The 15479-nt window shown below is 34.7% G+C and carries 15 protein-coding genes and 1 other annotated feature (1 of these 16 running past the window's edge); of the genes, 10 read left to right on the top strand and 5 right to left on the bottom strand.

The window, feature by feature from the left end:
- Positions 1-59 precede the first annotated feature (59 nt).
- The 4 genes from ACIQ7T_RS19625 (at position 60) to ACIQ7T_RS19640 (ending at position 1794) form a co-directional block, all read left to right on the top strand.
- Positions 60-425 carry a hypothetical protein gene (locus ACIQ7T_RS19625; protein ID WP_402872772.1) on the top strand — a complete coding sequence of 122 codons (366 nt, stop codon included), beginning with the start codon at positions 60-62 and terminating at the stop codon, positions 423-425.
- A gap of 7 nt (positions 426-432) precedes the next feature.
- The gene (locus ACIQ7T_RS19630) at positions 433-636 is read left to right on the top strand and encodes a hypothetical protein (protein ID WP_402872775.1); all 204 of its coding nucleotides are present in this window, start codon (positions 433-435) and stop codon (positions 634-636) included.
- Positions 637-785: 149 nt separating this feature from the next.
- The gene (locus ACIQ7T_RS19635) at positions 786-1358 is read left to right on the top strand and encodes a TetR/AcrR family transcriptional regulator (protein WP_402872777.1); all 573 of its coding nucleotides are present in this window, start codon (positions 786-788) and stop codon (positions 1356-1358) included.
- Between the two features lie 13 nt (positions 1359-1371).
- Entirely contained in the window at positions 1372-1794 is a 423-nt protein-coding gene (locus ACIQ7T_RS19640) for a DUF5360 family protein (RefSeq protein WP_370076511.1), read from the top strand.
- Here the strand turns inward: ACIQ7T_RS19640 and ACIQ7T_RS19645 are convergent.
- From ACIQ7T_RS19645 to ACIQ7T_RS19665, 5 genes are all read right to left on the bottom strand, one after another.
- A complete protein-coding gene (locus tag ACIQ7T_RS19645; protein WP_370076509.1) occupies positions 1791-1973 on the bottom strand; it encodes a hypothetical protein in 183 nt (60 codons plus the stop codon). The genes ACIQ7T_RS19640 and ACIQ7T_RS19645 overlap by 4 nt on opposite strands.
- Positions 1974-2073: 100 nt before the next feature.
- The gene (locus tag ACIQ7T_RS19650; protein ID WP_370076675.1) at positions 2074-3618 is read right to left on the bottom strand and encodes a solute symporter family protein; all 1545 of its coding nucleotides are present in this window, start codon (positions 3616-3618) and stop codon (positions 2074-2076) included.
- Between the two features lie 8 nt (positions 3619-3626).
- Positions 3627-3965 carry a DUF485 domain-containing protein gene (locus ACIQ7T_RS19655; RefSeq protein ID WP_370076507.1) on the bottom strand — a complete coding sequence of 113 codons (339 nt, stop codon included), beginning with the start codon at positions 3963-3965 and terminating at the stop codon, positions 3627-3629.
- A 489-nt stretch (positions 3966-4454) separates the two neighbouring features.
- Entirely contained in the window at positions 4455-6008 is a 1554-nt protein-coding gene (locus tag ACIQ7T_RS19660; RefSeq protein ID WP_370076505.1) for a solute symporter family protein, read from the bottom strand.
- Positions 6009-6344: a DUF485 domain-containing protein gene (locus tag ACIQ7T_RS19665; RefSeq protein ID WP_370076503.1), complete on the bottom strand. Its 336-nt coding sequence runs from the start codon at positions 6342-6344 to the stop codon at positions 6009-6011. It lies immediately after the preceding gene.
- 590 nt (positions 6345-6934) lie between these two features.
- On the opposite strand from ACIQ7T_RS19665, the gene ACIQ7T_RS19670 reads away from it, so the two are divergent.
- From ACIQ7T_RS19670 to ACIQ7T_RS19695, 6 genes are all read left to right on the top strand, one after another.
- The gene (locus ACIQ7T_RS19670) at positions 6935-7522 is read left to right on the top strand and encodes an SCO family protein (RefSeq protein ID WP_402872783.1); all 588 of its coding nucleotides are present in this window, start codon (positions 6935-6937) and stop codon (positions 7520-7522) included.
- An 827-nt stretch (positions 7523-8349) separates the two neighbouring features.
- Entirely contained in the window at positions 8350-9054 is a 705-nt protein-coding gene (locus ACIQ7T_RS19675; protein WP_402872786.1) for an ABC transporter ATP-binding protein, read from the top strand.
- 2 nt (positions 9055-9056) lie between these two features.
- On the top strand, positions 9057-11381 hold the full coding sequence (locus ACIQ7T_RS19680) for an ABC transporter permease (RefSeq protein WP_402872788.1): 2325 nt from the start codon (positions 9057-9059) through the stop codon (positions 11379-11381).
- Positions 11382-11791: 410 nt separating this feature from the next.
- Positions 11792-12751 carry a 2-hydroxyacid dehydrogenase gene (locus ACIQ7T_RS19685; RefSeq protein WP_402872790.1) on the top strand — a complete coding sequence of 320 codons (960 nt, stop codon included), beginning with the start codon at positions 11792-11794 and terminating at the stop codon, positions 12749-12751.
- A 43-nt stretch (positions 12752-12794) separates the two neighbouring features.
- Complete coding sequence (locus tag ACIQ7T_RS19690) at positions 12795-13178, top strand: cupin domain-containing protein (RefSeq protein WP_402872792.1); 384 nt, start codon at positions 12795-12797, stop codon at positions 13176-13178.
- Positions 13179-13625: 447 nt separating this feature from the next.
- A complete protein-coding gene (locus ACIQ7T_RS19695; protein WP_370076491.1) occupies positions 13626-14879 on the top strand; it encodes an MFS transporter in 1254 nt (417 codons plus the stop codon).
- A gap of 481 nt (positions 14880-15360) precedes the next feature.
- Positions 15361-15479 (top strand) — a binding site (T-box leader) (it continues 90 nt past the right edge of the window).

Genomic DNA, 15479 nt, shown 5'->3' on the forward strand with positions numbered 1-15479 from the left:
GAGTTAGCCCAATTTATTTCACCAATCTGATGTTTAGATAAGGATCAGAGTTGAAAACTTTGTATAAAATTTTACACAATATTAAGGACTTGACTAACATCGCTGATAGAAGTGCCAGAATCGCTGATAAAACGTCGAACATCGCTGATAAAAGAGCCAGAATCCCTGATAAAACGTCAAACATCGCTGATAGAAGAGCCAGAATCGCTGGTAAAACGTTGAACATCGCTGATAAAAGAGCCAGAATCGCTGATAAAGCGTTGAACATCGCTGATAGAAGAGCCAGAATCGCTGATAAAGCGTTGACCATCGTTGATAAAAGAGCCAGAATCGCTGGTAAAACGTTGAACATCGCTGATAGAAGAGCCAGAATCGCTGATAAAACAAGCTCAAACATTGCTGATAAAAAGAGCCAGAATCGCTGATAAAACGTTGAACATCGCTGATAGAAGAGCCAGAATCGCTGGTAAAACGTTGAACATCGCTGATAAAAGAGCCAGAATCGCTGATAAAGCGTCGAACATCGCTGATAGAAGAGCCAGAATCGCTGATAAAGCGTCGAACATCGCTGATAAAAGAGCCAAAATCGCTGATAAAGCATCAAACATCGCTGATAAAAAATTACAGAATCACTAACTTTGGTTACGCTGGTGTTCATAGGAATCTCTCGCTATTAAGCGAAGTGGGGTAGTTTATTTGACATTATTTTCATTAGGTACTATCATTAAACGGAAAACAAGGAAAATAAAAATATTTTTTCATTTTCCTAAAGGCAGGTTATCACGTTGAAAGATAGAATTTTAAAGGTATCCATAAGTGAAGCTGAACGAAAAGGATTCCGGTTTACAATGGGGGATTTAGCAAAGCAACTAGGTATGAGTACTAAAACATTGTATGGATACTATCCCTCAAAGGAAGAACTACTAAATGAAATGATTGATCTAGCAATTGAAGAGCTGAAAATGAAAGAGAAAGAAATTCTGCATGATGCAACGTTAAATCTTGTAGAAAAACTACAAAAAAGTCTTGTACTAATTCCGGCTGATTTTAAGTTTGCTCAGCTCAAATATTTAGAGGAACTTCAACGATATTATCCAAAGCAATGGGAAACTCTTGATGAATTTATTCATGAACAATGGGCAGGTATCTTTTCGTTGTTAGATGAAGGGATTGCTGCAAAAAAAATACGTCCTTTTAATAAAGAGATATTTAAAGAAGTCTATATTGGAGGACTTTATCGATTGATGGAACATGCATCGAAAAACAGAAATATGAGTTCGCTTCAGGATACAATGCAGGAAATGGTGGACATTCTTATGCTTGGGATTCTTAAAGATAACGTTCATGAAGAAAATTAAATGGGGGTCGTAAATGAGTAAAACTTTAAGATACCTTTTTTTAGTGACAGATATCTTTTTTATAGTCTATTGGCTAGTCACCTTTTTTCATTTGATTCCAGAAGAGTATTTATATCAAGATTATCAAAATGAATTATTAGTTATATGGAATTGGTCGTTTTTCCCACTAGATATTTTAATTTCAGTTAGTGGTTTTATAAGTCTCTATCTATTTAAAATAAAAAATGAAAAGTGGAGAACATTTACCTTATTATCTCTGACACTAACAAGTTGCTCTGGATTACAGGCGATTGCTTTTTGGACAATAAAGCTTGATTTTGATCTTATGTGGTGGATACCTAACCTTTTTCTTTTACTGTATCCGTTGTACTTTATACCAAAACTGATTACTTCTAAACATCAAAATGTCTCATTACAAGCAAAACACAACCACTAATCGTCTTCAACGTGGTTGTGTTTTCTGTGCTTTGTAAAATTTTGTTCAATATTTTCTTTTTTCGTTTTCGTTACACGCTCATGTGTACTGAAAGGGGAAGATTGACGATTTTTTTCAACGTCCTTCCCTTTAGTGCGTTTTATATGCATGCGTTTCTTTTTTGCTTTTGAGTTTGTCATGTTACCTTACCTCCAACTATCATTTGTAAATATAGTACCGAATACGGAAGAAAAAGTAAAACCTCGTAAGAATTTAACTTACGAGGCGATTGTCCTATTATTAGTGAGATACGTCTTGTACAGAAATACCTGTGTTTGCTTTAACATCCACTTCACGATATTTCTTAGCATCTGATTCCTTAGAAAGTAATGTTCCGATGAGACCCCCAAGGAAGCCAAGTGGTACAGAAATTATTGCTGGGTTCGTTAACGAAATTAACGGATTCCCAACGAAAATTGCTTTTCCTTCAACTGGATTCCAAAGGTTTGGTGAAACTGCAACAAGAACTAAAGCAGAGATTAAACCTGTCAACATTGCTGTAATAGCACCAGCTGTATTAAAGCGTTTCCAGTAGATAGTATAGATGATTACAGGTAAGTTAGCTGAACCTGCAATACAGAATGCAAGTGATACTAAGAACGCTACGTTTAATGTTTGTGCACCAAGTGCTAAAAGGATTGAAATAACAGCGATTGTGATAGAACCGATACGAGCTGCAAGTACTTGCTCCTTCTCTGTGATTTTGCCTTTTTTAATGATTTGACCATAAATATCATGCGAAAGGGCAGATGCGCCAGAAAGTACAAGACCAGCTACTACCGCTAAGATTGTTGCGAAAGCTACCGCACATACGAATGAGAATAGAATGTCCCCACCAAGTGCTTCCGCGAGAAGTGGAGCAGCCATGTTACCCGCCGCGTTTGCTTCAATAATTGCTTCTTTACCAACGAATTTAGCTGCACCGAATCCTAAGAAGATTGTAAGAATGTAGAAGATACCTACAATCCAAGTAGCCCAAATAACAGAGGAACGAGCAGTTTTCGCATCTTTTACTGTAAAGAAGCGCATTAGGATATGTGGAAGACCAGCTGTACCTAATACTAAAGCGATTAACATTGAAATAGTATCAACGCCATTTTGATATTTAAGACCTGGGTTCAAATAAGCTGCACCGCTATCAGTTGCAGTTTCCATTTCTTTGAACATCGTTGCAATACTAAAGCCGAACTCTTTTAATACTAAGAATGAAATAATAACTGTACCTAACATTAAAAGACAAGCTTTAATAATTTGTACCCAAGATGTTGCAGTCATACCACCGAATAGTACGTAAGTCGTCATCATAAAACCTACGATTAGAACGGCAACCCAATAGTCGATTCCTAAAAGTAATTGAATAAGTGCTCCTGCACCAACTAGTTGTGCAATCATGTAGAATAAGACAATTGTAATAGTGCTTAAAGCTGCTGTACCACGAACTTTAGAGCTATCAAAACGCGCTGTGATCATGTCAGCTAATGTAAATTTACCAAGATTACGTAATGGCTCAGCGACGATGTATAGAACCACTAAGTAAGCTACTAAATAACCGATAGAGAAGAAGAATCCATCAAATCCAAATAATGCAACTGCTCCAGCGATCCCTAAGAAAGATGCTGCTGATAAGTAGTCACCAGCGATGGCTAGTCCATTTTGCCAGCCTGTTAACCCACCGCCTGCAGTATAGAAATCACTTGCAGAAGAAGTTCGTTTTGATGCCCACCATGTAATAACTAATGTTAAACCAACAATGGCTACGAAGAAGAATATGGCTGTAAAACTCATTCCGTTATTCATCGGCGGCCACCTCCGTTCTCGTATTCAGTGATAATCGCCTTTGCCTCTTTATCAAAGCTATTTGCTTTTGCTACATATAAGTGACATAAGCACCAAGTCATGATGAATAACCCTGCTGAATATACCCACACCCAAGTAATTTCCCCAAATGCCTTTTGGTGTAGTACTGTCGTGTACGAAGTAAGAATTGGAAGCAACATGTATGCTGCTAAGAAGAACACAGTCATTGACCAAAGAAATGATTTCTTTCTTCGCACAAGCGCTTTAAACGATTCTTGATTTGCAATCGCATCATAATCAATCACGATGCTCTTATTGCCTTGATTGTTCCCCATTAACATTCCCCATTTTGTGTTTATTTTTACTGCTTAAAGACTCAATTTTGCTAGATTAGTGAATTCACATCTTCATTTTATGAGACAGTTCACAAAATTGCAATACTTTTCAGAAAAAATTATAAAAAAATAGTTTTTGGAAAAATAGTCTTAAAAGAGAATATACAAGACAAATGTAAGAAATAAAAGTGTTTTGGAAAATTCTGATAAATAAATGGAGTTAGGTCAATTCTAGATTTCCGAGCGGAAAATATGGTTGAAATTTCAAAAGGGAAATGATTTTTTATAAAAAATAAACACTATTTACTCAGTGAAAATCGTTTTTTATTGAAAGAGAATAGTATTGTTCGATAAATAAATTGGAAAATTTTTTATAATAAAAAGTTAAAAAACCCGATGAAAAATCGAGTTCTTTAACTTGATATTTTTATTAATATAGATAGGATGATTGATAGATATTTTTTCAATAATTTGGATGGTTAAAAGCGATCAATGAGAGATGTCAGAAACAGATACACCTGTGTTTGCTTTCACACGAATTTCCTTGTAAATACGATCTGCTTCTTCCTGTGGTACTTTGCTAGAAGATAGAACAGTGCCTAAATAACCTGCGATAAAGCCAAGTGGAATTGTAATGACCGCTGGAACTGCTAACGGTACGATAGGATTACCAACAAAAATAGCTGCACCTTCAACAGGACTCCATACATTCGGCCCCATAGCACCTAACACTAAACATGATACTAAACCAGTTACCATCGCAGTTATAGCACCTGTTGAATTGAATTTTTTCCAGTAAATTGTGTAAAGAATAACTGGTAAGTTTGCTGAAGCACCGATACAAAATGCAAAGGATACTAAGAACGATACATTCAAGTTTTGCGCAAATAATGCAAGGATAATGGATACAATGGCAATAGAAATCGAGCCAGTACGAGCGGCTACAACTTGTTGCTTTTCTGTTAATTTACCATCTTTAATGATTTCTCCATAAATATCATGGGAAATCGCAGAAGCTCCTGTTAAAACTAAGCCCGAAACAACTGCTAAGATGGTTGCGAATGCTACGGCACCGATAAATGCCATTAACACATCACCGCCCAAATAATTAGCAAGAAGTGGGGCTGCGGTGTTACCAGCTTTACTTTCAGCAAGAATTTTATCGATCCCTACAAAATTTAATGCGCCAAAGCCTAAGAAAATAGTTAATGAGAAGAAAATAGCTGTAATCCAAGTTGTCCATGAAATAGAAGAACGAGCAGTTTTGGCATCTTTAACAGTGAAGAAGCGCATTAAAATATGCGGTAACCCAGATGTACCTAAAACAAGCGCCATCATCATCGAAACCGAATCAATTGAACTTGTATATTTCATCCCTGGTACAAGGAATTTCTCGCCATGATCCACAGCGATCGTATCAAACATTTTCATAAGAGAGAAGTCGAATTTAATTAATACTAAAGTAGCTAATACGCCTGTCCCAAATAAAAGAAGGCTAGCTTTAATAATTTGCACCCAAGAAGTAGCTGTCATGCCACCGAATAATACATAAGTAGTCATCATAACACCTACGATTAACACTGCAATCCAATACTCAATACCAAATAATAGTTTAATAAGGGCACCTGCACCTACTAATTGTGCAATCATATAAAGGATTACGATGATAATTGTTCCTGACGCAGCAACCCCGCGAATGCGTTTTTCATTAAAACGGGCAGTAAGCATATCTGCTAAAGTATAACGACCTAAATTTCGCATCGGCTCCGCAATTACATAAAGAAGCACTAAGTTAGCTACTACATAGCCTACAGAGAAGAAGAAGCCATCAAAACCAGTTAACGCAATCGCACCGGACACGCCAAGAAATGCAGCGGCAGATAAGTAGTCACCAGCGATCGCAAAGCCATTTTGCCAACCTTTAAGACCACCACCAGCTGTATAAAAATCAGCCGCAGAAGATGTACGTTTCGCTGCGATATATGTTACTACAAGAGTTAAACCAACGATTGCTAAAAAGAAACCAACGGATACTAAGTTCATTTATTTTCCACCTTTCGCCTGATACTCAGCTAGTACTGCTGCCGCAGCTTTATCGAATGAAGAAGCTTTTTTCACATACACTGTACAAAGTACGATTGTCATAATGAATAATCCTGCTGAATAAACCCAAACACCCGTAATATTTCCGATAATTTTTTGTTGTAGTACAGGTTGGAAAGCGAGGATTGGTAACAAAATATAAAGTGTTAAAAATATTGCTGTAATCGAGAAAAGGAAGGTATTCTTCTTTTTCACGAACTTGTTGAACGATTCCATAGCTTCAATTGCGCTATAGTCAACTGAATCTATACTTTTGTTCTCAGAAATGTTTGCCATTATTATTCCCCCTAAAGTGATATATTTCTTTCTTAAACGACATATTTCTTTATTGCTCGTCGTTATACTCACTTATTTTATGGGGAAGATTCTTATAATGCAATACTAAATTTCGAGTTTTTTAAATTTTTAATAATTTCCGAATCGTGGAAATAACGTAGAAATAATAAGGATTTAATAGAAATAATCCGTATGAAAGAGAATGGTATTTTTTTATAGAATAATATTCCTATAATAGTTTGATAATGATAATTGTGAATGTAGGAGAAAATTTGAACATGAAAGAGAATTTTCAAGAATTTATTATTGTGTCTTCGTATAGAGGATTTGCTTGAAAACTAAAAAAACTTTGTTATATAACAATTATATGATGTCTTGGGAAATAACCAAAATAGTAAAAAAACAGCTTTAATTAATTTTTAAAAAAGTGTGAATTGTCTGGAATATACAGGATAGTAATATACCAAAATCGTACAATATACATTGAAATGACATAAAAAAAATGAAAGGATAAGCGCATATCTTGTATTAAGTACCTATTATTTATACAATAAACAACGATGGTAAATTGAAGGGAAGTGAGCAAATATATGAAAAAGAAAAGTGCAATGCTCGTGTTGATACTAACATTAAGTAGCATTCTAACTGCTTGCGGAAGTTATAAATTTGAACCTGAAATGAACATAGAAGTACAGGATTTTTCGGTTACAAATCAAAAAAATGAAAAGGTTAGCCTTAATGATTTTAAGGGCAAGCCATGGTTAGCAATGTTCGTCTTTACTAATTGTAATTCCATTTGTCCGCCAATGACGTATAACATGACAGAGGTGCAAAAAGGACTTCAGGATAAGGGCGTGGAAGATTATCAAATTGTAGCTTTTAGCGTTGATCCTCAAGTGGACAAGCCAGAAGTTTTAACGAATTATTTGAAAACGTATTCAGTGCCTGACGAAAGCAAATGGCAACTATTAACTGGCTATGATCAAAAGTTTATTGAACAGTTTGCAATGAAATCGTTTAAATCACGCGTGAAAAATGATCCAAATACTGACCAAGTTATTCATATGGGAAGGTATTACTTAGTTAATGCTGATGGGATTGTTGTGAAGGATTATCCTGCTGTAACGGATGTACCAGTTGAGACGATTGCAGCAGATATGAAGGCGTTAACTAAATAATAAAAAATAACTCAGAGGTTGGAATGACTTCTGAGTTATTTTTTATGGCCGTAAATATGAAAGGGGTTCCGCAATCTTATCAAAACGTTGAGGTGTTCGAGTACCTATCAATAAATTTGTTTTTTATTTTTTAGAAACCTGAATATTAGTGTTAATAGTAGCAGAACAATTGGTGTCAGTTCGATGTATTTAAAAGCATTTACACGTATTTATAATTAGAATGAAAGAAGTGAACTTCCTTCCGCCTTTTTCTGCTGTGATATGCGCATATCCTCACATTTGCCACAAAACATACTAGCTATAGTGATCAAAAGTAAAATCTATTCTAAGCCTCTAACATCTTCGTAACTCATCATTCAAACTTTAAATTATCGATAATTATATTATGTCTACTAAAAATCAAAACAAAAGAAACTGATGCAATTTACCCGTATGGGAAATCATTTCATAAATCTTCTATTTGATAAAATGTATTTTTTACCAAACGTGTATATATTTAATTTTATCAGCTTATATATTATTAGAATGATTTAACTGCTTTTGCTTGAGCCCGGACGAAATAATGCCGATTCATAACTGTCGTAAACATCATGGAACCTTCTTGAAGCCGTGAATCGTGTTGTGGTTGAAACTGCCACAGAGAACGGTAGATTGAATTCCTTTTTAACTCGATTTAAATCACTAACATTTTGCCGTGATTAACGCTTCTTGATAAAGCCAATCAACAAAAAGAAACAACTAAACAGTAACTCTAAAATATACGACAAATGTTGTTTATTTTAGAGTTACTTGACGTTGATAAAAAATTATTTGAGGAGATGAAATAAATGAAAAAGCTGATCGAATTTAAAAACGTAACGAAAGAATACAAAATAGGAGAAGTCCCAATCAAGGCCCTGAATGGTGTTGATTTTTCCATAAATGAGGGGGAATTCGTCGTTATTTTAGGGGCTAGTGGCGCGGGTAAAAGTACTATTTTAAATATTCTTGGCGGTATGGATACAGTTACCTCAGGTCAAGTCTTTGTTGGGAATCAAGAAATAACAAGGCTGAACGAAAAAAACTTAACTGAATATCGTGGTGAGAAAGTTGGCTTCGTCTTTCAATTTTATAATTTAATTCCGAATTTAAACGCTCTCGAAAATGTTGAATTCGCCACTGAAGTATGTAAAAACCATCTGGATGCTAAAGATATTTTACATAAAGTCGGATTAGCTGATCGTATTAAAAATTTCCCTTCCCAGCTTTCTGGAGGAGAGCAACAAAGAGTCGCTATAGCTAGAGCCGTTACGAAAAATCCCTTACTTTTACTCTGTGATGAACCAACCGGCGCTTTGGATTATGTAACTGGCAAGTCTGTATTAAAGCTTCTGCAAGATTTAAACAGGGAAACAAAGAAATGCGTTGTTTTAGTCACACATAATTCTGCCATTGCTCCTATGGCTGACAAAATTATTAAAGTAAAAAGCGGAATGATCGAAAGCGTTACGATCAATGAGGAAAAACAAAGTGTTGAAGGGATTGAGTGGTAATCATGAAATTGTTTTTAAAATTATTGAGGGACATCAAACAGTCTATGGGGCAATTTATAGCCGTTGTGATTGTTATCGCAGTAGGTGCTTTTTTCTACGCGGGACTAGTAACCTACAGCAATAATCTTAATGCGTATACGAAGGATTACTTTCAAAAACATAATTTAAGCGATTTAAATGTGTACTACAGTCAACTTTCTAAAAATGATGTCACCCGGTTAAGTAAAATTGAAGGTATCCATAAAATCGAAGGACGTTATACCTTTGATGGTACGCAAAGCTTTGAAGATTACAAAACGTCATTAAAAATTCATTCGATCCCTGAAAACAATGAAATAAATACGCCTACTATAACTGAAGGTAGTATCCCATTAAAAAAGGATGAGATTTTATTAGATTCTCATTATGCAAAAGAACATCATTATCGTGTCGGCGATCAAATCACAATAAATGCGAATGAAAGCAGTTTTAACTTTACGATTAGTGGCTTAGGTGAAAATGTTGAACATGCAAAAAAGAATGACATTCAAGATCATAAAACATCTGGAGTCGCTTATATTGCTGAAGAGTCATTACCCGAAATCTTAAATGGCTTTTACTTTAACGAAATCATCGTGGATGCTACAGAAGGTTACGATATTGAAAAGTTAGGCAAATCAATTGAAGAACAGTCCAAGCAACTCAGCTATTTAGATCAAATAAGTAAGGAACGGACTTTCAACTATTCTAAAATCAATCAAACGATTAATAATAATAACTTAATGAGTAAAGTTATACCTTTAGTACTTTTTTTGATTGAAGCGATTATCCTATTTCTCGCCATGTCGAGGACGATCGATTCTCAACGGAATCAAGTTGGTATTATGAAGGCTTTAGGTGTAAAAAACAGCAACATTATGCTTCACTATATGGGATACCCTGTGCTGGCAGGTATACTAGGCTCCATCATTGGCTGTGTAATTGCCGTTTTTGTATTTATTCCTTTAGTAACTAAGTCGTGTGCAAGGGCCTACTCTTTGCCTGACATAACATTCTCACTCTCTCTATTTTCAATCATTCCACCGATTATTTTCTCCAGTGCTTTCGGGGTTCTGTCATGTTACTTAAGCGGTAGAACTATATTAAAAGAACATGCGGCTCAGGCTATGCGTCCTAAACCGCCAAAGAAGATGAAAAAGCTCTTGATAGAAAGAATTCCAGGTCTATGGAGTCATATTTCCTATAGTTATAAACTCATTCTGAGAAATATATTTTTAAATAAACAAAAAGCATTAGCAAGTTCAATTGGTGTTGTTGTAAGCACCGTTTTATTGATTACTGCTTTCGGTACTCAAGCTTCCTTACTAAAAGTAGCAGACCAAATTGAAGATGTTTATACTTATGATTTAAGAGTCGATTATACGATGGGCACAAATTTTAATACGCTAAAACTACCTTCTGAAATTAAAACTAGTTATTTGTTATCCACTCTTCCTATTGAAATGATAAAAGATAATGACAAAGAAAGCGCCAATTTAGTTGTTACTGAAAAAGAAAACAATCTCATTCATTTCTTTGACGAAAATGACAATAGAATATCTTTAGAAAATAACGGTGTGCTTGTACCCAAATCTTACGCTGACAAATATCATATTTCTAAAGGGGATCGTATCAACATAAAGTTTACAGCGCCAGAGCTAAAAGACACTTCTGTAGAAATGAAGGTTTTAAATATATCTACACAGTATTCGAATCCATCATTTTATAGTACACCAGAGTACTTAAAGAGCTTTAACATAGACTACAATCCAACCTCACTTTTAGTTCAAACAAATAACTCTACAGATGCTATGAGCGCTCATAAGTTTTTTGGAAAAGATCGCCGTGTAGATACAATTGCAAATAAGAATGATTTAAAAAAATCAGCTCAATACATTGTGAAACAAAACAGTTTTGTATTTATCATGTTTATCACAAGCGCCATCATACTGTCCTTTGGCGCCATCTATACGATATCCTCTATCAACATATATGAAAGGAATCGTGAGCTAGCAACACTGAAAGTACTAGGCTATCAAAAAAATAAAATAAACAGATTAATATTTTTGGAAAACATTATCCTAACGACATTTGCGGTCATTGTAGCTTTACCAATCAGTGGCTATGTCTATCAAATTATAGTAAAGGCTCTATCAAGCACCCATCAACAAATCCCAGATAAATTAAATATGTTTATCATATTAATCTCTATAATTGTCGCGTTCTTACTTACTATAGTGTCTAACTTACTTCTTAGAAGGAAAGTGACGAAAATAAATATGATTGAATCGCTTAAAAGTGTGGAATAGAGTTTTTGTGGTAAAGGTGTAAAATGGTAACCTTAATCAAGGAGCATCGATTGCCTAAAGATGTAGACAAAGAACGATGTGTGGTTAAATACACGATTATAATGTAACGAATCAGTCCGATTCTCTTTGGGCTGATTTTTTTATTTGGACGAAAACTTTTGTTAAAAATATGTAATGTCGTTTGCATTTTTGTTAAAAGTGAACAATGTTATTTAATAACTCATATCCTACAATCAGATTAAGCAAATAGAATAAAAATAAGAAAAAACAGGAGTGTTAATCTATGTAAATACTATATTTTTTTGTGCGAAGTATACAAAATAATAAAAGAAGTGTGATCTCACTTTTCTAACGATGGTCACTAGTTAATCAACAGACGTATTCGACAATAATAGGAGGGAATGGATTGTATGTTAGTAAAATTATTAGAACCATTAAATGTTCCAGATTCGATCATTGAAAAATTAGCGGAACCAATCAAACAGGGCGGTCATGAATTTGTATATTACAACGAAAAAACTACTGATTGGGCAGAATTAGCAAGTCGTAGTGAAGGTGCAGATGTTATTATGATTGCGAATAATCCTTATCCTACAGAAGTAATTGATCAAAATGACAAGTTAAAATTAATCAATGTTGCCTTTACAGGGGTTGATCATGTAGGTATCACTCAATCTAGAAACCAGGATATTATGGTATGTAATGCAGCTGGATATGCGAATCAAGCGGTTGCGGAATTAACAATTGGCTTAGTATTAGATGTATATCGTCGTATTACTAAGGGTGATAGTGAAAATCGTGCCGATAATTTCCCAGGGGCATTCCAAGGTAGTGAAATTAAAGGTAAAACAGTTGGTTTGATTGGTACAGGTAAAATTGGATTAATGACTGCCCGATTGTTTAAAGCATTTGGTGCAAACTTAATCGCTTCAGATCAGTCCAGCAGAAATCCAGAAGCTAAAGATTTAGGTATCGAGTATATGGAATTAGATGAGTTATTAGCACAATCTGATATTGTGTCATTACATATTCCATTACTACCAAGCACGAAAGGTTTAATTTCTAAAGACAAATTACAATTAATGAAGGAATCAGCCATTTTAATCAACTGTGCACGAGGACCAATTGTTGATAATGACGCATTGGCGGATGCATTAAATGAAGGACGAATAGCAGGAGCCGGTATCGACGTATTTGATATGGAACCGCCTATACCAGGAGACTATAAACTATTACACGCCAAAAATGTAATTTTAACACCACATGTAGGTTTCTTTACTGACGAGGCGATGGAATTGCGTGCTGAAATTGCATTCGATAACACCATTGCATTCTTAGAGGGTAAACCCCAAAATATTATTAAACGCTAAATAATGTGGGTTTTTTGAAAATTTGAAACAAGGAGAAAATACAATGACATTAAAAAAAAGAGCAAGAAAAGATTTAAAAAATCGTATTTTCCATTGGCCAGATATTCAAGAGTTTAGAGAAGAAGAAGCGACAAAACATATTTTCTATGAAACACCTAATACTGTAGGAGCTGTTTGGTGTATGCATCCAGGACAAGATTTGCCAATTCACTCGCACGAGAAAGCTGATGATATTTGGATTGTTGTAGAAGGAACAGCAGATTTTTATCCAGAGTGTGGTGAAATGGTTCAAATTAGAGCTGGTGATGTTGTTGTTGCACGTGCGGGTGAAAAGCACGGAATGACTAATAATTCTGATAAAGATTTTGTTATGTTAGGGATTGCGGGTCCGACACCAATCGGTTTTATTCCGCATAAAAATCATTAAGTGAAATAGCACGTCTGTTGATTAACTAGTTTTCATAGTATAAAAAGAAAGATTCCTCCTTGTAGAAGCAATACCTACAAAGGGGGAATCTTTCATGCCATCATAATAAATTGTCATACCTCAATAAAACTTTATATTATAATGTGTTGCACTGTAAATATAGGTCAGTCCGATAACCTTAAGGGTAATCGGGCTTATTTTTTGTTTGTTGCACCTACCTTGCTGTGTAGAGAGTTATCGAGGGTGCAAAAGTACTACGTAGAGATCAGTTAGCGAGAATATCATAAGTCACACTTTTATAAATATTTTAAGTATATGCTTTTGTCTAAAATGTGCAAATCCATTTCTGTTTTTGTTAAAAGTGAACAATGTTATTTACTTACTCATAACCTAAAATTAACTTAAGCAATACATAAGTAAAAAAACGAAAAATAGGAGTGTCATATTATGGGACAAACAGTTAAAAATGACCCGAATTATTACAAAAAAATAATTGTTGCACTGTGCTTAGGTTGGGTAGTTATTTGGATTTATCGTACAATACTTACGCCCATATATCCACAAATTCAAGAATCGCTAGGGAATATTAGCGATACTCAGGTCGGACTAGTTGCTTCTATTTACTTTTTTGCCTATACAGGTATGCAAATTCCATCAGGTATACTAGTTGATAAATTTGGTCAAAAAAGAGTATTAATCCCTGCGTTTATCGTTTTTGCATTAGCGGCATTTGTCATTGGGACAAGCTCGACAATCACTCAAGTTTATATAGGCGCCTTATTGGCAGGTCTTTCGACTGGTTCATACTATGGTGCAGCGTTCTCCTTATCAGCTAAATATATGCCTAAAGATAAGAAAAGTTTTTCTAATGCGATCATCAATAGTGGTGCAGCATTAGGTATGGTCATTGGTCTAGTAGGCTCATCTGTTTTAGTTGGTGGTCTTGAAATCAAATGGAATTACATGCTTTATATCACATCTATCTTAATAGTAGCTGTAACATTTGTGTTTGCTTTGTTTGTTAAACAAGACAAAAAATCACCTACAGAAGGAACATCTGAAGATAAGAAAATAGCACAAGACGCAGATTCTCAAGGCATGAATTTATTCTCACCAAAACAATTAGTCATTTATTTCGTCTATTTTGCAACATGTTATGGCTACTACATGATTGTGACATGGTTGCCATCATTCCTTGTCGCAGAAAAAGGATTCGAACAAGGTTCAGTAGGCTATGTAGCTGCTTTAGTCGCCATCACAGCAGTTCCTGGTGCATTAATATTTTCTAAATATATTGATAAAAATGCACATATGCGACTGAAATTAATTTTATTCTTGTTAATTGGTGCAGCTGTAACAATTAGTTTAACCGTGTTTGCACCTAATCCTTCAGTGCTTTATGTTGCGCTTATTTTATATGGATTACTAGGAAAACTTGCAATTGATCCAGTTTTAATAACATATGTATCTGATTCGGTACCTTCAGATAGAGTTGCTAAAGCATTAGGTTTCTTTAACTTCTTTGGTATGAGTTCATCAGTTGTTGCGCCAACGCTTACTGGTTATATTGGTGATATCACTGGAACGAAGGTATTAGCATTCTATATTGCAGCCATACTTCTTGCAGTAGCAGCGATTCTATTTTTCCTTGTCGTAATGTTACGAGAGAATAAAGCAACCTCACCCCTAATTAATGAATAAAACAAGGCTACCCATCGATGGAGATTTTCTTTATCTCCCATCGGTGGGTAGCTTTGTGATTTATTTTCATTATTATGTCCGTATAAATTAAGGTATGGAAGCAAGTGTACCGATAAAGTAATTGTAGAAAAACTTTTCTATTTTTTGCCTCAAAACCTTTTTCAATTATTTCGTGCAAATATAATCCCGCTAAAAAGCATTTATACAACCTTCGGGCACGAGTTTATTCTAAGTCATAATTTATTAATTTTGTAGAAGACTATATATAAAGAACTAAATAGAAAAATTCGATTATGGAAGCCCCTAACGTATAGGCAAATACCTTATCTTATTAAAACGGAAAATATAGAGATAATAAATTGCTACTTTAGGAAAGTGATTTAAGTGTATTTTTAAAGAGACTTAATTTTTTGAATATAAAGACTTTTTGCAAAAGCTTTACAATAAACTAAATTATCTGTAATATTCGACTCAATTAAATATTTTTACATTGATTGGAAGTAGTAAGGAACACTTATTGTATAGAGAGCTGCTGATGGGTGAAAAGCAGTCAATAATTTCCTGAACTCGTCCAGGAGTATTTATGCTGAACTTAAGTAA

This window comes from Lysinibacillus sp. NPDC096212 (genome assembly GCF_044763105.1).
GTDB lineage: Bacteria > Bacillota > Bacilli > Bacillales_A > Planococcaceae > Lysinibacillus.